We start from the raw sequence: 20292 nt of genomic DNA, 5'->3' as shown, positions 1-20292 counted from the left end.
TTCCTACGCTGTTTTCCAGGCTGAAGATCTCTGTATTTATTTTGTCGACAGAGAATGCGAGATTTGCTAAAGCCTGTATAGACAGCGGGCGAGCGGCGGAAACCGGTTCGGTTCGCACTTCCTTTGGAGAGATGAGATGACCGATTCCGTTTTTGCCGGCTGCATTCCCGCCCTGATGACGCCATGCCTGCCCGACCGTACGCCGGACTTCGACGCACTGGTGCGCAAGGGTCGTGAACTGATCGATCTCGGCATGTCCGCCGTCGTCTACTGCGGGTCGATGGGCGACTGGCCGCTCCTGACGGATGAGCAGCGGCAGGAGGGTGTTCGTCGTCTCGTTGAGGCCGGTGTCCCGGTTATCGTCGGCACGGGCGCCGTCAGCACGGCATCGGCCGCCGGACATGCGGCCCATGCCGCGAAAGTGGGTGCGAAAGGCCTGATGGTCATCCCAAGGCTTCTCTCGCGGGGCTCGTCGCTCGCCGCCCAGAAGGATCACTTCTCGGCTGTCCTGAAGGCGGCAAACGGCTTGCCTGCCGTCATCTACAACAGCCCTTACTACGGTTTCGCCACGCGTGCCGATCTCTTCTTCGCGCTGCGCGCCAGCTTCTCGAACCTCGTCGGCTTCAAGGAATTCGGCGGTAAGGCCGACATGACCTATGCCGCCGAGAACATCACATCAGGCGATGACGATCTCATCCTCATGGTCGGCGTCGATACTGGCGTCTATCACGGCTTCGTCAATTGCGGTGCGGGCGGTGCGATCACGGGCATCGGCAATGCGCTTCCGAAGGAAGTGCTGCACCTCGTCGCACTGTGCGAAAAGGCAGCAGCAGGCAATGCCGAAGCGCGCCGCGATGCAAAGGAGCTGGAAGAGGCGCTGTGGGTGCTTTCCACCTATGACGAAGGTCCGGACCTCGTGCTGCACTACAAGTATCTGATGGTGCTGAACGGCGATGCGGAATACGAGCTGCACTTTAACGAAGGCGATGCCCTCAGCGCCTCGCAGCGCCGCCACATCGAGAACCAGTACACGCTGTTCAAGGCCTGGTACGAATCGCGCTATCCGGCATAAGCGTATAGCTTGACGACGTGAAAGAGCCCATGCCGTAACCCACGGCATGGGCTCTTTCGTTTTGGGGAATGCCGATCAGACTACCATTTCTGATGAACGTGCGGAGCGATCAGGTTCTTGTAGATCTCGCGCGAGGCGGCCATCACGTCGTTCGACAGCGGTGCGAGATCGGCAGCCGCGGCATTGGCACGGGCCTGCTCCGCATTGCGGGCGCCGGGGATGACGACGGTGACGGCGTCGCTCATCAGGATCCAGCGGAGCGCGAAGGCGGCCATAGTGGCACCCTGCGGCACCAGCTTGCGAACCTCTTCCACCGCCTGCAGGCCGACCTCGAAGGGAACGCCTGCGAAGGTCTCGCCAACGTCGAAGGCATCGCCGTTTCGGTTGAAATTGCGGTGGTCGTCGCTGGCGAACGTCGTGTCGGCCGTGATCTTGCCGGACAGGAGGCCGCTGGCGAGCGGCACGCGGGCGATGACGGCGATGTTCTTGCGGCGGGCTTCCTGGAAGAACAGGTGGTCGGGACGCTGGCGGAAGAGATTGTAGATGATCTGGATGCTGACGACGCCGGGATATTCGATCGCCTTCAGCGCTTCCTCGACCTTCTCGACCGAGACGCCATAGCCGCCGATCTTGCCGGCAGCCTGGATTTCATCCAGTCCTTCGAAAACCTCGGGCCTGTAGAGCACGTCGGTCGGCGGGCAATGGAGCTGAACGAGGTCGAGCACATCGACGCCGAGATTGACAAGACTGCGGTCGATGAAGCCTTCAAGGTTCGCCTTGGTATATCCGTCAGCCACGTGGGGGTTCAGCCGGCGACCGGCTTTGGTGGCCACCATCGGCCGCGCGTCCCCGCGCGTCTTCAGCACGTCGGCAATGATCTTTTCCGAGCGGCCGTCGCCATAGACGTCGGCGGTGTCGATGAATGTGATACCGGAATCGAGCGCGGCATTGAGGGCCGCGCGGCCATCGGCTTCGCTGACGTCGCCCCAGGAACCGCCGATCTGCCAGGCGCCGAAGCCGACATTGGACACGGTGAACGGCAGTCTGCCGAAGGAATGGTTTTTCATGATGATCTCCCTTTCGAAGTCCCTGCGAAGACCCGAAGCGCGGGTCTCAGGGTGCCTTCCGATCGAAGGCTATGGCCGAACGACATCGCCATGGCAAGCAAAGGCATGCTGGCGATGAAGGTTCCAAAGACGAAAGCCGGGCATTGCTGGAATGCCCGGCTCGATGAAGGGGTGACGATGGCTCTCAGGCCGTCTGCATGGCACCCGGGCCGGGAATGGCCTTTGGCGGCACCTTGCCGAGGATGATCATGCCGAGCACTTCGTCCTTGGTCACATCTTCCGTGCGGGCATGCCCGACGACCTGACCGTTCTTCATGACGGAGACCCGATCGGCGAGATCGAACACGTCGTGAATGTCGTGGCTGATCAGGAAGATGCCGATGCCTTCGCGCTTCAGCTGCCGGATGAGATCGCCCACCTGCGCCGTTTCCTGAGGCCCGAGCGCAGCCGTCGGCTCGTCCATGATGAGGATACGGGCGTCGAACAGGATCGCCCGTGCAATGGCCACGGACTGCCGTTGCCCGCCCGAAAGCGCCTTCACCGGCTCCTTGAAGCGTCGGAAGTTCGGGTTGAGCCGGCCCATCACTTCGCGGGCCTTCGCTTCCATCGCCACGTCGTCCAGCGTGCCCCACGGGGTGCGCAGTTCGCGCCCGAGATAGAGGTTTGCCGCCGCATCCACATTGTCGGCGACGGCAAGCGTCTGGTAGATCGTTTCGATGCCGTACTTCTTGGCATCGCGCGGATTGGCGATTTCGGCCGGCTGTCCGTTGATCAGGATCTCGCCGGCATCGCGCTTGTAGGCCCCCGAGAGGATCTTGATCAGCGTCGATTTGCCCGCGCCGTTATGGCCGAGAAGAGCCACCACTTCGCCCGGGTAGAGGTCGATCGAGGCATTGTCGACCGCGTGGATGCCGCCGAACGAGATCGAAACATTCTTCATCTCGACGAGGGGTGTGCCGGACTGGCTGGTTGCGGCGTTGTTTCCGCCGGCTGTTGCAGGGATGCCTTGGGGTGTTGTCGTGGTCATGATCGGCCTCCTTACTTGGCGCGCGCGCGGTAGACGGTGTCGAGCCAGACGGCGACGACCAGCACGAAGCCGACGACGATGCGCTGGAGCGGGCTGTCGATGCCGAGAAGCACCATGCCCGATTGCAGGGACTGCATGACGAAGGCCCCGAGCATGGCGCCAGCGATGGTGCCGACCCCGCCGGCAAGCGAGGTGCCGCCGATGACCGCTGCCGCGATCGTATAGAGCTCGTCAAGCTCGCCCTGCGCATTGGTGGCGGCATTGAGACGGGCGGTGGAGATGGCGGCCGCGATAGCGCAGAGAATGCCCATGAGGGCGAAGATCCGCACCGTGACCCACCGGGTCTTGATGCCGGCGAGTTCGGCTGCTTCCTGGTTACCGCCGATCGCGAAGACATAGCGGCCGAAGCGCAGGCGTGTGGAGATGAAGGTCATGACGATGCCCACGGCGATGGCTATGAGCACGGGCACGGCGATGCCGTGGGAGATCTTCAGTCCTCCCTCGGGCAGGGAAATAGCGTTCGCCTCGGCATAACGCAGCGCGATGTTGACCGGCCAGTAATAGCTGTTGGCAACGAGCACGGCCCCGATGACAACGGCGCAGGAGAGGGTGGCCAGCACATATTCCGCCCAGACCGGACGCCGGGGAAAGCCGAAGCGCTTGCGCTGCTTGCGGGCGTTCAGAATGGCGCCGACGATGGCGAGGCAGGCGATGAGGCCGACGATCCAGCTGGCGGTCGCGCCAATGGAGCCTTCCGTGCCGCCGCCCATGAGACGGAATGTCGCGTTCATGGGCGCGACCGTCTGCCCCGACGTGACGAACCACGTGGCACCGCGCCACACGAGCAGGCCGCCCAGCGTGACGATGAAGGAGGGCACGCCGAGAAAGGCGATGATGACGCCGTGCAGCGCTCCGATCAGGCCACCGACGACCACGCCGCAGGCCAGAGTGACGATCCAGATGAGTGAACTGTCGAGACCGAGATATTGCGGCAGGATCTGCGCCTGAAGGACGCCCATCACCATCCCGCAGAAGCCAAGCACAGAGCCGACGGACAGGTCGATATTGCGCGTGACGATGATCAGCACCATTCCGGTCGCCATGACAGCGACGGAGGAGGTCTGTACCGTGAGGTTCCAGAGGTTGCGCGGCGTCAGGAACAGGCCACCTGTCAGCATGTGAAAGCCGATCCAGATGACCAGCAGCGCGCCGATCATGCCGAGCAGGCGGGTATCGATCTCGGTCGCGCGGAAAAAGCGGCGAACCGGATTCTCCATCGTCGCTCTTGCCGGGTTGAATGGTATCGTATTGGTGGTTTCGGCCATGGCCTCGTCGTTCTCCCTCATGGAACCGGCAGCGAACGGGGCCGGCGTGCCGCAGTGTCGCGACGGCCCTATCCTCTGCCTTCCGCGCAGATCCCTCATCCGCTCAGAGCGGGACGGACGTTGCATGCTGGATGCCACGTCCGTCCCGTTTCACGTCTGCTTACCGATACATTGCAGGCAGATCAGTAGCAGGTTGATCAGTTGCAGGCCGATCAGTTGCAGGCGGGGACCGAGCCGGCCTTCACGCCCTGGCAGGCCTCTTCCTTGCTGATCCACTTGGCGTCGATCACGGCGTTCAGATTGTCCTTGGTGATCGGCATGGGGGACAGGAAGACGGACTTCATCGCCACCTTCTTCGGGCCACCTTCGAAGGTCTGGACATCCGTGATCTGGTCCATCTTCTTGCCATTGGCCAGATCGACCGCAATCTCCGCGGCGCGCTTGCCGAGAACGCGGCTGTCCTTCCAGACGGATACGGTCTGGGTGCCCAAGGCTACGCGGTTCAGGGCTGCCTTGTCGGCATCCTGTCCGGAGACGGGAACCGAGCCGGCGAGGCCTTGCGCGTCAAGGGCTGCAATCGCACCGCCGGCGGTGCCGTCATTGGAGGCGACCACGGCATCGACCTTGTTGTCGGCGGCGGTCAGGAACTGCTCCATGTTCTTCTGGGCCAGTTCCGGCTTCCAGCCGTCGGTGTAGGCTTCGCCGACATTCTTGATCTTGCCGGCGTCCATGGCTTCCTTCAGAACTTCGACCTGACCAGAGAAGAGGAAGTCCGCATTCGGGTCGGACGAGGAACCCTTGATGAAGACGTAGTTGCCTTCAGGCTTTGCCTTCAGCACTTCGCGGGCCTGCATGCGGCCGACTTCCTTGTTGTCGAAGGTGATGTAGAAGGCGGCGGGGTTTTCGATCAGGCGGTCGTAACCGACGACCGGGATGCCTTCAGCCGCAGCCTTCTCGATGGCCGGGCCAATCGCATCGCTGTCCTGCGCCAGCACGATCAGCGCATTCGCGCCCTGCGAGATCAGCGACTCGACATCGGTCAGCTGCTTGGCGGCGGACGACTGGGCGTCGGCCGAGATGTACTTGTCGCCGGATGCCTCGAGTGCCGCCTTGATGGCCGCCTCATCCGTCTTCCAGCGTTCTTCCTGGAAATTCGACCAGGATACGCCGACGACAAGGTCCTTGGCCTGCGCTGCGGTGTGCAGGGATACGATGACGGCGACGCCGGCCATGAGTTTCAGAACGGATTTCATCAAAACCTCCCAAACGCGGCTGACCGTTCGCGCGAACCTCCCGCACGACCCCCGCCCAGCCCGAAAACCTGCCGAACCCTCCTCCTGAGAGTTTTTTCTCGACAGTCGAGAAAATAGATGTCAGAGATTTCTAAGGCTGTCAACACGGTCATTTGCAAGGGTTTCGGGTGCTGGGGTTTCGGGCGGTTTCGTCTGTGCGAACAGGGAAGGTCAGGCTGCGCATGCTCATAAAGTCCGGCTCCGAGCAGATGCGCCAGCAGAACATCCTGCTCGTTCTCTCAAGCCTGCGGCGTCATGGCCCGCAGTCGCATACGGATCTCGGGACACGCACCGGCCTGTCGTCGGCAACCGTCTCCGCCATCACGGTCGAGCTGGAAAAGGCAGGCGTGCTGGAGCGGAGCGAGCAGCAGCCAGGGGCAGGGCGAGGACGTCCGCGTGTTCTGTTTTCGCAAGCGCGCGATTGCGGTTATCTGATCACCGCGCAGATCTCGTCGGATGCCGTGCAGTATTCCCTGGTGGATTATGCCGGTCGCCTGATTGACCGGTTCGATGAGGCGCGGCGTCATGATGCGCAGGGCGCATCCCATTTCGCGCCGCAGTTCCGCGCGGCGTTGGGCCGGCTCGCCGAACGCTCTCGCCTCGCCCATGAGACGGTGTTGGCTATCTCCATCAGCAGCAAGGGAACGGTCGATTCGGACGGGCACCGGCTGCTCTGGTCGCCGCTTCTGGGCGAACAGGAGATCGACTTTGCAGCCCTTCTGGCACCGGATTGGCATGCGGTCGTGACACTCAGCAACGAGACGCTGCTGGTGGCGCAGGCGCTTGGGGTCGCTGCCAAGCCCGCTTCGGAGGATAGCGCGCTGGCCGTCGTGTCGCTTGGCCACAGCATCGGGCTCGGCATCGCGCGTCTGCGCCGTCACGACGAGGTGGAGGCGAGCGCGCCGAATTTCGGGCACATGCTCCATGTTACCGGCGGCGGGCTCTGCCGGTGTGGCGGGCAGGGGTGCATCGAGGCGACGGCAGGGTTCTACGGCATCCTGCGCACGGCCTTTCAGGTGCCGGCGGACACCATCCCGGCGAAATTCGTTCCGCTGCCGGAGATGGACAAGATCGCGCAATCGGCGCGGGGAGGAAACCGGATGGCCGGCTATGCCTTTCGTCAGGCGGGGCTCGCGCTCGGCAACGGCCTGTCGCGGCTGATGAGCTTCCATGGTCGCATGCCGATCGTCTTCACGGGACCGGGAACACGCTATTTCGACCTTCTGGTGCCGGGGATCGACGAGGGGCTTTCCGCCTCGCACGAGGTCCGGCTGAAAGGCCGCCCCGAGATGACGGTGCATGCTGACGAGCAACGGCTCGTCTTCGAAGGGCATCTCAACCGGGCTTTGACGGGGATCGACCAGGCCATTGCCGAAGCACGGCTCTCGCCGTCCGAAAAGCGCTCGGCCTGAAGTGGGCTAGAGTCTGTTCCGTTTGTCCTTTCGGGATAACCTGTTTCCACTTATCCCTGACAAACGTCAGACCCCCAGGGTCTTCAGCCGACTCTCGCGCAGCAGGCCGCTGGCATCCATGATCGGATGGGCAACCGAGACGATGTGCGCATTGATGCGCTTGAGGTCGCGCAGCATGTCGAGATGCAGCGAGCTGGTCTGAAGGCTGTCGGCATGCCCGTCGCGCAGCCGCTGGAAATGCCGCTCGGCCGATTGTTTCTCAAGATTTCGGACCTCGACCTTCACCTCCATCAACTGGCGGGCGAGGTCGATATCGCGTGTGACGAAGATCGTCTGGGCGATGCGCAGATTGTCGATCGTCAGGTCGAACAGGGTCTGAAGTTCCTGAAAGCCCGCATCGGAGAATTTCAGCCCGAGGGTGATCTTCTTCGTCACCTGATCGAGCAGACCCTTTTCGATGATATCGCCGACATGCTCCAGATTGATCGCATAGTCCAGGATCACGATGGAGCGCCGGCCGTTCTCGTCGTCCAGACCCTTCCGGCCGAGCTTCGACAGGTAGATCTTCACCTCCTGCTGGAGGCTGTCGACGCTGTGCTCCAGCGCCGGGATCTGTCGCAGCGGCCCCATATCGTCGGTGCGGAAGCTATCGGACGCGACGATCAGCATGCGCTCGATGAGATCGCCGACGCCAAGCACTTCGCGCGTGGCACTCGTCAGGGCGACGACAGGGGTAGAGAGTTCGTGGTCATCGAGGAATTTCGGCGCGTTCTCGCGTTCGGGCTGGTCCGGCACCATGCGCATCATCAGGACGGAGAGGTTGCGGGCGAAAGGCCAGGCAGCGGCGGCCAGCAGAATGTTGAAGATGAGATGAGCATCGACCGGCAGCTTCTCCGGCGGCAGCGGCAATTGACGCAGCAGATCTGCGCCGATGCCGGCGAGCGGTAGCGCGATGAGACAGCCGCAGGCGCGCACGATGAGGTTGCCGAGCGTCACACGCCTTGCGGCAGGCGGACCGTTCAGGGTGGCGACGAAGGGCGGGATGGCGCCGCCGAGATTGGCGCCGAGAACGAGGACGACGATGAGGCCGGGAGAAAGAATGCCGGTCGAGGCGAGCGACAGGATCAGGACGACGATGGCCAGGCTCGAGGACGAGACGAAGGCGAGCACCGCGCTGAACACGAGCGCGACAAGCCATGCGCCGTCCAGAAGCGAGATGAAGGCGGCCAGCGCCGGCGAGGAACGCATCGGTTCCGTCGCGAGGCTGAGAAGATGCAGCGAGAGCAGCATGAGGCCGATGCCGATCAGTGCGGTGCCACCGCCCTGTCGTCCGCTATGCTTGCCGCGATAAAGCACCGTTCCAGACAGAATCAGCAGCGGCGAAAGCCATTCGATGCCGGTCGAGACGATCCAGGCGGTAACGGCGGTGCCGATATTCGCACCGAGAAGAACGATCTGGGCCAGTCGCTGCTTGACCATGCGGCGCTCGACGAAGGACGACACCATCAGCGCCGTCGCGGTGGAGCTTTGCAGCGCGATGGTCGCCACGAAACCGGAGAGAAACGCCCGCCATCCATGCTTCGTGCCGGTCGCAAGGCCGGTGCGCAGCCGTGCGCCGAACGCGCGCGACACTCCGTCCTTCACCAGCGACAGGCCGAAGAGGAGAAGCGCGATGGCGCCGAACAGGTTGATCATGACGATGGTGGATTGCATCGAACTTTATCCCGGCATGTCTTGCTGGTGGAGCTTCGCCCGCAGACATCAGGAAGGATAGGATGTGCAGAGAAGCGGGGCAACGATGCTGCTGAAAGTAGCAAGTTGTGTGCGTTTTCCACGGTGTCGCTGCGACGCCGACGGTCGTTCTCGTTCTCCAGCAGCGGGAGAGGCGATGTCAGGAGGTCTGGGCAGTCCTTTCCGGCATCAGCGAGATGCGGACGAGCGATAACAGGTGCTCGATGCGACCTTCCCGGTCGCGATCGGTCATCGCCTGCGGTCGTCGAATGAGCGCTGTGACGAGCGATTCGCCGATAATGGCTCCGACGAGAAGGCTTGCAAGCTCAGCGGGGCGATCTGCTTTCAAGCGGCCGGTCGCCTGAAGGTGGCGGAGAATGTCGGTCAGCTTCTCCTTGCAACAGCGCAGGCCATTGTCATGAAACGCTGCCGCAAGTTCCGGCGCATGCGCGCTTTCGGAAATGACCAGCCGGGTGATGTTCACCTGTCTGTCGGAGAGCACGAAGGCCGAAAGACGCGAAAGGATATCGGCGATCACCACGTCGGCCGGCTGATGATCTTCCGGCATCTCAAGCGCGATGTCGTCGTGCATCACGCGGTCGATCAGCGCGACGAACAGGTTTTCCTTGGTTCCAAAGCTCCGATACACCGTCTTCTTCGACATCCCGCAGGCCTTGACTACATCGTCCATCTGGGTCGAGCGATATCCCTGCGACACGAAACACCGTTCGGCCGCATCGAGAATCTGATCGCGACGTTCGGCTTCGCTCAGGGCGGCTGGCCGCCCCGGCTTTCTTCTCCTGATCAAGCTTTCGCATAGGCTCATGAGGGACCTCTTGACTTTCGGAAACCGATGAGTTTTCTATCAATAGGAAACTGTAGGGTTTCCCGTCAAGTCCGAGAGGCATTTTACCGGACGGAACGGCAATATGGATCCGATCATGACCTTCCCATTCGTCCGCATGGCTCTTGTCGCCGCCATGACGGTTTCTTTTCTAACGGCCTGTTCCGATGAAGAGGCGCCGGCGCAAAAGCCGGTGCCGCGCGTGCGCATCGAGGTTGTCGCTCCCAAACCGTCGCAGACCGAGATCAGCCTTACAGGCTCGATCGCGGCGCGCATCGAGACCAATCTCTCGTTCAGGACCAGCGGCCGTATCATCGAGCGCCTGGTCGATGTCGGCGATGCCGTGCGTAAGGGACAGCTTCTGGCTCAGATGGACGACGAAGTGCAGCGGGCCGATCTCGAATCGGCACGTGCCACGCTGTCTGCCGCCAATGCCGACCTGTCGCATGCGACAGCGGCCTTTGCGCGCCAGCAGACGCTGCTTCGCGCCAATTCGACGGCGCAGACGACCTATGATCTTGCGGAAGAGAACCTGAAGGTCGCTCGCGCCTCGCTGAAGTCGGCCGAGTCGGCGCTGACCAATGCCGAGGAAACGCTGTCCTACACCAGGCTCACCGCCGATGCGGACGGGATCGTGACGGCGCGCAATGCGGATGTCGGTGAGACGGTGCAGGCGGCGCAGGCAGTGTTCTCCGTTGCCGTTGACGGGCCGCGCGATGCGGTCTTCGATATCTACGAGTCGCTTCTGGGCAGCGGAGAGCCGCCGGAAGTCACCGTCAACCTCGCGTCGGATCCCTCCGTTTCCGCCCGCGGGCCGGTGCGCGAGATCGCGCCGACGGTCGACCGGCAGACGGGGACCGTACGCATCAAGGTCGGGCTCGATCAACCGCCGGCCGCCATGACGCTTGCCTCCGTGGTGCGTGGCACGGTCTCCCTTGCCGGCCCGCCGGCCTTCACGCTGCCACCAACAGCCCTTGCCGCATCCGGAGGAAAGCCCGCTCTGTGGATCTTCGATCCGGCCAATTCCACCGTCGCGCTTCGGCAGGTCACGCTCGCCGAGTACCAGACCGACGCCATGATCATCGCAACCGGTCTCAAGACCGGCGATCAGGTCGTCGTCAACGGCACGAAGCTGCTGCGTCAGGGCCAGACCGTCATGCTTTCCGAGGGGAATACCCCATGAAGTCCGCTTTCATCCTCCTTCCGCTTGGCCTCATGCTGGCGGCTTGTTCCAATGATGATGAAGCGGCGCCGCCGCCGCCGAGGCCGGTCAAGTCACTGGTGCTGGAGGAAACGAATTCCGTTCCTCTGTCTTTCGCCGGGACCGTCGAGCCGCAAATCGTCACGAACTACAGCTTCCAGATTCTCGGCCGCATGATCTCGCGGAACGTGCAGGTGGGCGATCCCGTGGAGCGCGGCACGCTGCTGGCCGTGCTCGAAGCCACGGCGCTTGAACAGGACGTTCAGGCCGCACAGGCGTCGCTTGTCAGCGCGCAGGCCTCCAGCAATAATGCTCGCGTCGTCGAGCAGCGCCAGAAGGGGCTCTTCGCCAAGACCGTTGTGTCGCAAGCCGCTGTCGAGGACGCCGTGCAGGCCGCGCAGGCTGCCCAATCCGCCGAGGTGCGGGCGAGGGCGAACCTCGCCAAGGCGCAGGAGCGTCTGAGCTACGCGGAGATCACAGCCGATTATACCGGCGTGGTTACCAGCACAGCCGCCGAGCCTGGTCAGGTGGTTGCCGCCGGGCAGACCGTGGTGACTGTGGCGCGGCCCGACCTGCGCGATGCCGTGGTCGATCTCCCGCCCTCTGCGGCGTCCGGTATCAAGATCGGCGATCCCTTCTCGGTCGTTCTCCAGTCCGACCCGACGACGGTGGTCAAGGGCCGCGTGCGCCGCATCGAGCCTTCCGCTGATCCTGTCACACGTTCGCAGCGCATCCGCATCGCGCTTCAGGCCGCTCCCGCAGCCTTCCGTCTGGGTTCCGTCATCGCGGTTTCGTTGCCCGACACCCGTCCATCCGAATTGCTGCTGCCCGCCTCTGCCATCGTCACCCGTGACGGCAAGACGCTGGTGTGGATCATTCCGGACGGGACCGATGCCGTCGCCACACGCGAGGTCACGACCACCGGCACCGGCGACCGTGTTGCCATCACCTCCGGCCTCAAGCGCGGCGACCGCGTCGTCGTCGCCGGGGTCAATAGCCTGACCGACGGGCAGAAAATCCGCATTTCCGGAGATTTGAAATGAAGCCGTTCAACCTGTCGGACTGGGGGCTGGGTCACCGCTCGCTCCTCTGGTATTTCATGCTGGTCTTCTCGCTTGCCGGCTTCCTGTCCTACCTCAATCTCGGACGCGAGGAGGATCCCTCCTTCACGATCAAGACCATGATCATCACCGCGCAGTGGCCCGGCGCCACCGTCGAGGACACGATCAAGCAGGTGACGGAGCGCATCGAGAAGAAGCTCGAGGAGTTGCCGCAGCTCGACTACACCAAGAGCCAGACGGTCGCCGGGCAGACGACAGTGTTCGTCTATCTGCGCGAAACGACCCCGGCCGCGCAGGTCGCCCCGACATGGGTGCGGGTGCGCAATCTCGTCGGCGACATCCAGGGCACCTTCCCCTCCGGTGTGCAGGGGCCGTTCTTCAACGACAGCTTCGGCGACGTCTACGGCAATATCTACGCCTTCACCTCGGATGGCTTTTCGCAGCGTGAGCTTCGCGACACGGTGGAAGCCGTACGAGCCGAAGTGCTGACCGTGCCGAACGCCGGCAAGGTCGATATCATCGGAGCCCAGGACGAGGTCATCTTCCTCGAATTCTCCTCTCGTCAGCTGGCGGCCCTCGGGATCGACCAGCAGAGCGTGGTCGATACGCTGCAGGCCCAGAACGCGGTTGCGCCCTCCGGCGTCATGCAGGATAGCCCGGAGCGCATCAGCGTCCGCGTGTCGGGTCAGTTCTCCTCGGAAGACAGCCTGCGCAATCTCAACCTGCGGGTCAACAACCAGTTCTTCCGGCTGAGCGACGTCGCCTCCATCCGTCGCGGCTATGCCGATCCGCCGAGCACGATCTTCCGCTACAACGGCGAGCCGGCGATTGCGCTGGCGGTGAACATGAAGCAGGGCGCCAATCTTCTGGCCTTCGGCGAGGCGCTGACGGAGCGCATGGACAAGATCGAGCAGAAGCTGCCGGTCGGCATCGATGCGCATCTGGTCTCCGACCAGCCGAAGATCGTGGACGAGGCGGTGTCCGGCTTCACGCGTGCACTGTTCGAAGCTATCGCCATCGTGCTTGCCGTCTCCTTCGTCAGTCTCGGCCTGCGGGCCGGACTGGTTGTCGCCGTGGCCATTCCGCTCGTTCTCGCGATGACCTTTGTCATCATGGAATATCTCGGCATTTCGCTGCAGCGCATTTCGCTCGGCGCGCTGATCATCGCGCTCGGGCTGCTTGTGGACGATGCCATGATCGCCGTGGAAATGATGGTGGCGCGGCTGGAGGCGGGGGACGACCTGCGCAAGGCCGCAACCTATGTCTACACGTCCACAGCATTCCCGATGCTGACCGGCACGCTGGTGACCGTTGCGGGCTTCATTCCCGTGGGCCTCAACAACAGCGCGGCGGGTGAGTTCACCTTCACGCTGTTCATCGTCATCGCGGCATCGCTTATCCTCTCCTGGATCGTCGCCGTGCTCTTCACACCGCTTCTCGGCGTGCTGATGCTGCCGAAAACGATGAAACAGCATCACGGCTCCAAGGGCATCGTCGCCCGTATCTTCTCGCGTGTCCTGCTCATCTGCATGCGCTTCCGCTGGGTCACGATTGCCGTGACGCTGATCGTGTTCGCGGGCTCCGTCTACAGCATGCAGTTCGTGCAGCAGCAGTTCTTCCCCTCATCGGACCGCAACGAGCTCATCATCGACTGGAACCTGCCGCAGAGTGCCTCGATCCGCGAGACGCAACGGCAGATCGCCCAGTTCGAAGCGGAAAAGCTGAAGGGCAATCCGGATGTAGAGCACTGGTCGAGCTATGTGGGGCAGGGCGCGCTGCGCTTCGTCCTGTCGTTCGACGTGCAGCCGAACAGTCCGGCCTTCGGGCAGACGATCATCGTCAGCAAGAGCATCGAAGCCCGCGACCGGCTGAAGCCGGATCTCGAGGCCTATCTCAAGAAGACGTTCATCGGCACGGATGCCTATGTGAAGCTCCTCGATATCGGCCCGCCTGTCGGTCGCCCCGTCGCCTATCGCGTCAGCGGCCCGGAAATCCAGAAGGTGCGGCAGCTGGCGCTCGACCTTGGCAATATCGTCGGTGAGAACAAGCACCTCGGCGACGTTGCCTATGACTGGAACGAGCCCTCGCGCGTGGTCAAGATCGACGTGCTGCAGGACAAGGCTCGCCAGCTCGGCATCACATCGCAGGCCATTGCAACGACCATCAACGGCATTGTCGGCGGCACGACGGCAACGCAGGTGCGCGACGATATCTACCTCGTCAACATCGTCGGCCGTGCGGTCGAGGCGGAGCGCAGCTCCATCGAGACCTTGCGAGACCTCCAGTTGCCTGTTGGCGATGGCCGGTCCGTGCCGCTCGCCGCCGTGGCCTCTTTCCGTTACGATGTCGAGCAGCCGCTGATCTGGACCCGCTCGCGCATCCCCACCGTCACGGTGCGGGCCGGCATGATCGACAAGGTGCAGCCGGCGACGGCCGTCGCCGAACTCGATCCGGCGATCAAGTCGTTCGAGGCAACCCTGCCGCCCGGCTATTCGATCGCGGTTGCCGGTGCCGTCGAGGAAAGCGGCAAGGCCCAGGGACCCATCGCCGCCGTCGTGCCGCTGATGCTCTTCGTCATGGCCACGATCCTGATGATCCAGCTTCAGAGCTTCAGCCGGCTCTTCCTCGTCTTCGCGGTCGCGCCGCTCGCCATTATCGGCGTGGTCGCGGCGCTGCTGCCGAGCGGGGCACCGATGGGCTTCGTCGCCATCCTCGGCATCCTCGCGCTGATCGGCATCCTCATCCGCAACTCGGTTATCCTGATCGACCAGATCGAGACGTTGCGGAGTGAGGGCGTTGCGCCCTGGACGGCCGTCGTGGAGGCGACCGAACATCGCATGCGGCCGATCATGCTGACGGCTGCCGCTGCCAGCCTCGCGCTCATTCCGATCGCCCGCGAGATCTTCTGGGGGCCCATGGCCTACGCCATGATCGGGGGTATCATCGTGGGGACCGTCCTGACGCTGCTCTTCCTGCCTGCGCTCTATGTCGCCTGGTTCCGGATCCATGAAGAGAAGCCCGAGAACAAGGCCGAAACGGGTACCCATCCGGTGGCGCAGCCCTCGGTCTGACGCCATCCCATTCCGTTGCGGAATCGACAACGCCGCCCGTTCGCAAGACGGGCGGCGTTGTCGTCAGACGGAGAGGTTCCGGGTGATGAAGTCCGCGAGATCCTGTGCCTCGGGCGCAAGTTTCGCTCGACCTTTGACCAGCGCAAGTTCGGCTTCCGGCTGCGGTTCGAAGCCTTCGGCAGGCGTCAAGCGGCGGTGATCCGGCAGAACGGCGTTTGCCGGCACGAGGCTGACGCCCAGGCCGGAAGCGACCGCCGCCTGCACGCCCATCAGGCCCTGACTGGTATAGGCGATCCGCCAACGCCGTCCGCTACGCTCGATGGCGCGCATGGCGCGTTCGCGGTAGATGCAGCCGACCGGAAAGACGGCAAGGGGAACCGTGTCGTCCTCAAGGGGGCGATGTTGGCTGCCGATCCAGACCAGTTGTTCTTTCCAGCTCGCTACACACGAACCCTCGGCCGGTTCGCGTTTTATGAGCGCCAGATCGATTTCACCGGAATCCAGCAGCCGCCCCAGCCCGGTGCTCCAGCCGCTGGTCGTGTCGAGCCGGATGTGGGGCGATGCGTCGGCGAAGCCGGAAAGCAGATCGATCAGCCGTCGCCCGGCGAAATCTTCCGGCACGCCGAGACGGACGGTGCGCGGTGCTGCCGGCCGGCGCATCACCTCGGTTGCCTCGTCCGCAGTGGCCAGCAGCCTTCGGGCGTAGCTCAGCAGCAGTTCTCCAGCTTCCGTCGTTCGCAGCGTTCCGCTCGATCTGTCGCGCACGATCAGGGGCTGACAGATGCCGGTTTCCAGCTTCTTGATCTGCTGGCTCACGGTGGACTGCGTCAGGTTCACGCGCTCTGCCGCACGGGTGAAGCCGCCGTTATCGATCACGGCCACAAAGGTCCGCAGCAGATCGAGGTCGAAAGGATATGTCATTGGAAAAAACGATCATGTTCATCGGGACATTTAATTTCCCAATGAGCTGAGGGTTTGTCAATGTGCTGGGAGATCAGGGAGACATGCGATGACATTGACGGGACCTCGGCCGGACTGGCTGACATTCGACTGCTACGGAACGCTGATCCAGTGGGACGAGGGGCTGATGGCGGCGATCACGGAGATCCTCTCGAAGGAGGCTGAGACTGTCGACCCCAAAGCCTTTATCTCGACATTCGACAGGTATGAGCATGCGCTCGAAGTCGAGCGGCCGCATCGGTCGTTCCGCGAGGTCAGCGCGCTTGCGCTGGAGAAGACGATGATGGCTTTCGGCCGCGCGTTCGCGCCGGAAGACGCCGACGTCCTCACCGGATCGATCGGCCGGATGCCGCCTTTTCCAGAGGTTGTGGACACATTGCGCCAGCTCAAGGCCGCCGGTTTCAAGCTGGCCATCATCTCCAACACCGATGATGCTATCATCGCCGGAAATGTCGCCCAGCTCGGCGGCGTCATCGACCGGGTCATCACGGCCGAACAGGCTGGCGCTTATAAGCCATCCGCGCAGATCTTCCATCATGCCTGGAAGAGCCTTGGCATTTCGCCGGAAGAGCTGGTGCATATTTGCGCAAGTCCGCATCTCGACCTTGCCGCAGCGCGCGAACTGGGCTTTCGTACGATCTGGATCGACCGGGGAACAGGTCGCAAACGACCAGAGGGTTACCGGCCGGACGAGCACGTTCCCACGCTCGATCACGTGCCCGGCCTGTTCAGGGCTGCTCACTGGATGCAATGAGTTGGATGCAATGAGCTGGGTGCAATGAGTTGGATGCAATGAGCTGGGTGCAATGAGTTGGATGCCATGAGACTGCGGAGGCCGATATGGCGCACGAACTGAAGACCCCGAAGACCGGTCCTGCGCTGCTGCGCAATTCATCGCTCCAGACGGACGAGATCTGGCAGGCCCGCGTCGATCTTGCCGCCTGCCTGCGGATGGCGGCACGGCTGGGTCTGGAAGAGGGTATCTGCAATCACTTCTCGGCTGTCGTGCCGGGGCATCCCGATCTTTTTCTGGTCAATCGCCTCGGCTGGGCCTTTCAGGAGGCAACGGCATCCTCGCTCCTCATCTGCGATTTCGAGGGCAACGTGGTTGCCGGAGATGGCGTGCCGGAGGCGACGGCATTCTACATCCATGCCCGTCTCCACAAGATGAGCCCGCGGGTCGGTGCCGCCTTTCACACGCATATGCCGAATGCGACGGCGCTGAGTATGGTCGAGGGTGAGCCGCTCGTCTGGGCGGGCCAGACGGCGCTGAAATTCTACGGCCGCGTTGCCGTCGATGAGGCTTATAACGGGCTGGCGCTCGACGAGCGGGAAGGCGACCGCATCGCCGCCGTTCTTGGCGACAACGACATTCTGTTCATGAAGAACCATGGCGTGATGGTCTGCGCGCCCAATATCGCGGAGGCTTGGGACGATCTCTACTATCTCGAGCGCGCGGCCGAGGTACAGCTGAAGGCGATGAGCACCGGTCGCCGCCTGTTGCCGGTTTCGGAAGACATCGCCTCCGTTGCCGCCCGCCAGATGCGGGAAGGCGACCCGGAGAGCGCCCGGCTCCATCTTGAAAGCGTGCGGCGCGTGCTGGATCAGCAGCAGCCGGCCTACCGGACCTGAAGCGGGAACGCGACCCTCAGCGGGGGCGCATTTCCTCGCCGTCCTCGTCTTCGTCTCCGATGGGGGCTTCCATCGTAAAGACGACGCCCGTGACGTCGTAGCGCAGCTCTGCGCTGCCACCGAGACTGTTGGACAGCACGCGCTCGATCATCCGGGTGCCGAAGCCACGGCTGGTCGGTGGCGATACCGGCGGGCCGCCGCTTTCTTCCCATGTCAGCTTCAGGCGATGCAGCGATGTGTCCGCCACCGCATGCCAGCGGACGCGGATGCGTCCAGACAGGTTGGAGAGCGCACCATACTTGATGGCATTGGTCGCAAGCTCATGCAGCGCCATCGCCAGCGTGAGGACGAGGTTGGACGAGACCTGCAGGTCCGGCCCGTCGATGTCGATCCGGTTGGGATAGCTGTCCCAGAAGGGATCGAGCGTTGCCCGGATGATCCGGCCGAGATCGGCGCCGGAAAAATTGCCGGAGACGAGCAGGTCCTGCGCCGCGCCGATCGATTGCAGGCGCGAGGTGATGGCCTTGCCTGCTGCCTCCTTGTCCGGCGCCTGGCGGAGTGTCTGGTTGATGACCGACTGAACCGTCGTCATCAGGTTCTTCATGCGGTGGCTCAGTTCGCGCACGGTGATGGCGCGAGCCTCTTCCGTGCGCTTGCGATCGGTGATGTCCATCGAGAGGCCGGACATCTGCGATGCCTGCCCGTCGGCCTCGTAATAGACCAGCCCGCGAATATGCACCCAGCGCATCCGGCCATCTGGAAAGACGCATCGATGCTCGACGTCGTATTCCTCGTGACGTTCCACCGCATTGCGGAACGCATCGCGCACACGCTCCTGGTCCTCCGGCAGAACCGCGTTCAGCAGATTGTCGATCGTGAAGTCCTGATCCGGGGCGTAGCCGAAGTTCGCCTTGCAATCCGGCGAGGCGACAAGCTCCATGGTGGAGAGGTTGAGCGTCCAGTAGCCGAGATGGCCCGCCTCCATGGCGAAGCGCAGCTGCGTCTCGTTGCGCTTCAGCTCCGCCGTCCGCTTCTGGACCTCACCCTCCAGCAGGTCCCGGTCGCGCTCCAGACGCACCATGCGATCACGCTCGAGCGTGACGTCCAGCTGGGATGCGAAGAAATAGGTGAGTTCGCCCCTCTCGTCGAAGACGGGTGAGATCAGAAGACGATTCCAGAAGGGCTCGCCGTTCTTCTTGTAGTTCACGACATCGATTTCGATCGGATAGCGATTCTCGATCGCGTCGCGGACTTTCTGGATATCGTCGCGATTGGTGTCGGGACCCTGAAGGAACCGACAGTTCGTGTTGATGATCTCGTCGCGCTCGTATCCGGTAAAGCGGAGAAACGCATCATTGGCAAAGACGATCGGATTATCAGGCTTGGAAGGGTCCGTGATGAGCATGGGCATGCGCGTTGCGCGTACGGCCGCTGCGAAGGGGTCATGCCCCACATCCTTCCGGACAATCTGGGCTTCAATACGCTGATGCTCTGTGACGTCGTTCAATGATCGTCCTCTCGGTGACCTTTCTCCTAGACGGTAAATTCAGGGCGGCCATTTAAAAAAACAATGTCTGCTGTCGAAAAGTTGGAAATGCGGAGGGTGGTGGTGCTTCGCGAGCGGGCCACCAGGATGTCGCGAGGGTGAGGTCACGCCACAGTCCTAGCGAGATCCGTTCGTACCGTGCGTGCCGTCTTAGCTTTTGCCTTGCGACAGGACGCGGTGGGAGGCGTTGTCGAGGGCGCGGCTGCTGTCCTGTCCGTCACGCTTCAGGCCGTTTGCCGTGTTGCCGCAGCCGGCGAGCGTAAAGGCGGCAATGCCGAGAATGGCGATGAATGTCGGGCGCATTGTATCTCCTGTCGGTTGAGCATCTTCTTGCCGGAACGGAAAATGTGGCAAGCGACGATGTTTTCAATCCTCGTTGCGGGTCGTGTGCGAAACCGCTCGTCCCGCCATTTTCGTGACAGGAAATCTGCGGCTTACATAAAGCGAACCTGTCAGACCGAACCGCCAGGGAAGCTCGACGGCCTTGCTGATGCCGATGCGTACACCGGATGTTACGTCCGGCGGCTTCTCGGCCTCGGAGAGAAAGAAGGGGGCGGCGAGGAGCGACAGGCTGTCATGAGCGGCGCCGATACCAAGAGCCTGACAGACCCGTCCGGGCCCGGCGCAAAGCAGCTTCGGATTGTCGAGGCCTCGGCGTCGCGCCATGGTTTCCAGCCCGGAGGTCGGCTCCAGTGCGCGGATCAGCACGGCGCTGCCCGGTCGGCAGACCATGTTGACGCACCAGTGAATGCCATAGGACCGATAGACATAGGCATGCGCCGGCGGACCGAACATGGCGCGGTTGCGCGGCGTCGGTCCGCGAAAGCTATGCGACGCGGGATCATCGGGTTCGTAAGCCTCTGTCTCCACGATGACGCCGCCGATACCATCCACGAACAGCGACGCGCCGATGAGATCCCGGGCAGCGTCCACAGCGGAGCGGTCGAAAAAATCAGTGTCGATCATCATGTTCTTCTGCTGTTCCCTACATGCGGGGCAGGGTGCTGCCTGAGGTGTGCGAGGGAACCATAGCGTGGATGTTCCGTTCTCA

17 protein-coding genes are annotated in these 20292 nt (G+C 62.9%); 7 read left to right on the top strand and 10 right to left on the bottom strand.

Going from position 1 to position 20292, the window contains the following annotated elements; genetic code table 11:
- The first annotated feature begins 136 nt into the window (after positions 1-136).
- The gene (locus tag BSG19_RS01650) at positions 137-1072 is read left to right on the top strand and encodes a dihydrodipicolinate synthase family protein (protein ID WP_092984234.1); all 936 of its coding nucleotides are present in this window, start codon (positions 137-139) and stop codon (positions 1070-1072) included.
- Between the two features lie 80 nt (positions 1073-1152).
- Here the strand turns inward: BSG19_RS01650 and BSG19_RS01645 are convergent, their stop codons facing one another.
- The 4 genes from BSG19_RS01645 to xylF all read right to left on the bottom strand — a co-directional run bounded on the left by BSG19_RS01645 (position 1153) and on the right by xylF (position 5744).
- On the bottom strand, positions 1153-2139 hold the full coding sequence (locus BSG19_RS01645; protein ID WP_092984232.1) for an aldo/keto reductase: 987 nt from the start codon (positions 2137-2139) through the stop codon (positions 1153-1155).
- A 184-nt stretch (positions 2140-2323) separates the two neighbouring features.
- The gene (locus BSG19_RS01640) at positions 2324-3079 is read right to left on the bottom strand and encodes an ATP-binding cassette domain-containing protein (protein WP_092985492.1); all 756 of its coding nucleotides are present in this window, start codon (positions 3077-3079) and stop codon (positions 2324-2326) included.
- Between the two features lie 98 nt (positions 3080-3177).
- A complete protein-coding gene (locus tag BSG19_RS01635; RefSeq protein ID WP_092984230.1) occupies positions 3178-4491 on the bottom strand; it encodes a sugar ABC transporter permease in 1314 nt (437 codons plus the stop codon).
- Between the two features lie 212 nt (positions 4492-4703).
- Positions 4704-5744 carry a D-xylose ABC transporter substrate-binding protein gene (gene xylF / locus BSG19_RS01630; protein WP_092984228.1) on the bottom strand — a complete coding sequence of 347 codons (1041 nt, stop codon included), beginning with the start codon at positions 5742-5744 and terminating at the stop codon, positions 4704-4706.
- 221 nt (positions 5745-5965) lie between these two features.
- On the opposite strand from xylF, the gene BSG19_RS01625 reads away from it, so the two are divergent.
- On the top strand, positions 5966-7195 hold the full coding sequence (locus BSG19_RS01625; protein WP_092984226.1) for an ROK family transcriptional regulator: 1230 nt from the start codon (positions 5966-5968) through the stop codon (positions 7193-7195).
- Between the two features lie 66 nt (positions 7196-7261).
- On the opposite strand, the gene BSG19_RS01620 is transcribed toward BSG19_RS01625, so the two are convergent.
- A complete protein-coding gene (locus BSG19_RS01620) occupies positions 7262-8908 on the bottom strand; it encodes a Na/Pi cotransporter family protein (RefSeq protein WP_092984224.1) in 1647 nt (548 codons plus the stop codon).
- A gap of 178 nt (positions 8909-9086) precedes the next feature.
- The gene (locus tag BSG19_RS01615) at positions 9087-9734 is read right to left on the bottom strand and encodes a TetR/AcrR family transcriptional regulator (RefSeq protein ID WP_170865825.1); all 648 of its coding nucleotides are present in this window, start codon (positions 9732-9734) and stop codon (positions 9087-9089) included.
- Between the two features lie 133 nt (positions 9735-9867).
- Between BSG19_RS01615 and BSG19_RS01610 the strand changes: the two genes are divergently transcribed.
- From BSG19_RS01610 to BSG19_RS01600, 3 genes are read left to right on the top strand one after another with little or no spacing between them, the layout of a single operon-like run.
- The gene (locus tag BSG19_RS01610) at positions 9868-10953 is read left to right on the top strand and encodes an efflux RND transporter periplasmic adaptor subunit (protein WP_170865824.1); all 1086 of its coding nucleotides are present in this window, start codon (positions 9868-9870) and stop codon (positions 10951-10953) included.
- Positions 10950-12014 (top strand): efflux RND transporter periplasmic adaptor subunit, encoded by a 1065-nt coding sequence (locus BSG19_RS01605; RefSeq protein ID WP_092984218.1) that lies wholly within the window; start codon positions 10950-10952, stop codon positions 12012-12014. Before BSG19_RS01610 ends, BSG19_RS01605 begins: the two co-directional genes overlap by 4 nt.
- Complete coding sequence (locus BSG19_RS01600; RefSeq protein ID WP_092984216.1) at positions 12011-15103, top strand: efflux RND transporter permease subunit; 3093 nt, start codon at positions 12011-12013, stop codon at positions 15101-15103. Before BSG19_RS01605 ends, BSG19_RS01600 begins: the two co-directional genes overlap by 4 nt.
- Positions 15104-15166: 63 nt before the next feature.
- Here the strand turns inward: BSG19_RS01600 and BSG19_RS01595 are convergent, their stop codons facing one another.
- Positions 15167-16024: a LysR family transcriptional regulator gene (locus BSG19_RS01595; protein ID WP_092984214.1), complete on the bottom strand. Its 858-nt coding sequence runs from the start codon at positions 16022-16024 to the stop codon at positions 15167-15169.
- 88 nt (positions 16025-16112) lie between these two features.
- Between BSG19_RS01595 and BSG19_RS01590 the strand changes: the two genes are divergently transcribed.
- Positions 16113-16817 (top strand): haloacid dehalogenase type II, encoded by a 705-nt coding sequence (locus BSG19_RS01590; protein WP_092984212.1) that lies wholly within the window; start codon positions 16113-16115, stop codon positions 16815-16817.
- An 86-nt stretch (positions 16818-16903) separates the two neighbouring features.
- Positions 16904-17695 carry an aldolase gene (locus BSG19_RS01585; protein ID WP_092984210.1) on the top strand — a complete coding sequence of 264 codons (792 nt, stop codon included), beginning with the start codon at positions 16904-16906 and terminating at the stop codon, positions 17693-17695.
- A gap of 16 nt (positions 17696-17711) precedes the next feature.
- On the opposite strand, the gene BSG19_RS01580 is transcribed toward BSG19_RS01585, so the two are convergent.
- The 3 genes from BSG19_RS01580 to BSG19_RS01570 form a co-directional block, all read right to left on the bottom strand.
- Positions 17712-19202 (bottom strand): PAS domain-containing protein, encoded by a 1491-nt coding sequence (locus BSG19_RS01580; RefSeq protein WP_092984208.1) that lies wholly within the window; start codon positions 19200-19202, stop codon positions 17712-17714.
- Between the two features lie 189 nt (positions 19203-19391).
- The gene (locus BSG19_RS01575) at positions 19392-19544 is read right to left on the bottom strand and encodes an entericidin (protein ID WP_092984206.1); all 153 of its coding nucleotides are present in this window, start codon (positions 19542-19544) and stop codon (positions 19392-19394) included.
- A gap of 63 nt (positions 19545-19607) precedes the next feature.
- Positions 19608-20207 (bottom strand): DNA-3-methyladenine glycosylase, encoded by a 600-nt coding sequence (locus tag BSG19_RS01570; protein ID WP_092985490.1) that lies wholly within the window; start codon positions 20205-20207, stop codon positions 19608-19610.
- Positions 20208-20292 lie beyond the last annotated feature (85 nt).

The organism is Rhizobium sp. NFR03, from assembly GCF_900111275.1.
GTDB lineage: Bacteria > Pseudomonadota > Alphaproteobacteria > Rhizobiales > Rhizobiaceae > Ferranicluibacter.
This window is presented reverse-complemented; position numbering and strand designations above follow the sequence as displayed.

What these genes read in the sequence shown, in the direction of transcription:
- BSG19_RS01650 (WP_092984234.1), top strand. Translation starts at nt 137, where the DNA reads ATGACCGATTCCGTTTTTGCCGGCTGCATTCCCGCCCTGATGACGCCA.
- BSG19_RS01645 (WP_092984232.1), bottom strand. Translation starts at nt 2,139, where the DNA reads ATGAAAAACCATTCCTTCGGCAGACTGCCGTTCACCGTGTCCAATGTC.
- BSG19_RS01640 (WP_092985492.1), bottom strand. Translation starts at nt 3,079, where the DNA reads ATGAAGAATGTTTCGATCTCGTTCGGCGGCATCCACGCGGTCGACAAT.
- BSG19_RS01635 (WP_092984230.1), bottom strand. Translation starts at nt 4,491, where the DNA reads ATGGCCGAAACCACCAATACGATACCATTCAACCCGGCAAGAGCGACG.
- xylF (WP_092984228.1), bottom strand. Translation starts at nt 5,744, where the DNA reads ATGAAATCCGTTCTGAAACTCATGGCCGGCGTCGCCGTCATCGTATCC.
- BSG19_RS01625 (WP_092984226.1), top strand. Translation starts at nt 5,966, where the DNA reads ATGCTCATAAAGTCCGGCTCCGAGCAGATGCGCCAGCAGAACATCCTG.
- BSG19_RS01620 (WP_092984224.1), bottom strand. Translation starts at nt 8,908, where the DNA reads ATGCAATCCACCATCGTCATGATCAACCTGTTCGGCGCCATCGCGCTT.
- BSG19_RS01610 (WP_170865824.1), top strand. Translation starts at nt 9,868, where the DNA reads ATGACCTTCCCATTCGTCCGCATGGCTCTTGTCGCCGCCATGACGGTT.
- BSG19_RS01605 (WP_092984218.1), top strand. Translation starts at nt 10,950, where the DNA reads ATGAAGTCCGCTTTCATCCTCCTTCCGCTTGGCCTCATGCTGGCGGCT.
- BSG19_RS01600 (WP_092984216.1), top strand. Translation starts at nt 12,011, where the DNA reads ATGAAGCCGTTCAACCTGTCGGACTGGGGGCTGGGTCACCGCTCGCTC.
- BSG19_RS01595 (WP_092984214.1), bottom strand. Translation starts at nt 16,024, where the DNA reads ATGACATATCCTTTCGACCTCGATCTGCTGCGGACCTTTGTGGCCGTG.
- BSG19_RS01590 (WP_092984212.1), top strand. Translation starts at nt 16,113, where the DNA reads ATGACATTGACGGGACCTCGGCCGGACTGGCTGACATTCGACTGCTAC.
- BSG19_RS01585 (WP_092984210.1), top strand. Translation starts at nt 16,904, where the DNA reads ATGGCGCACGAACTGAAGACCCCGAAGACCGGTCCTGCGCTGCTGCGC.
- BSG19_RS01575 (WP_092984206.1), bottom strand. Translation starts at nt 19,544, where the DNA reads ATGCGCCCGACATTCATCGCCATTCTCGGCATTGCCGCCTTTACGCTC.
- BSG19_RS01570 (WP_092985490.1), bottom strand. Translation starts at nt 20,207, where the DNA reads ATGATCGACACTGATTTTTTCGACCGCTCCGCTGTGGACGCTGCCCGG.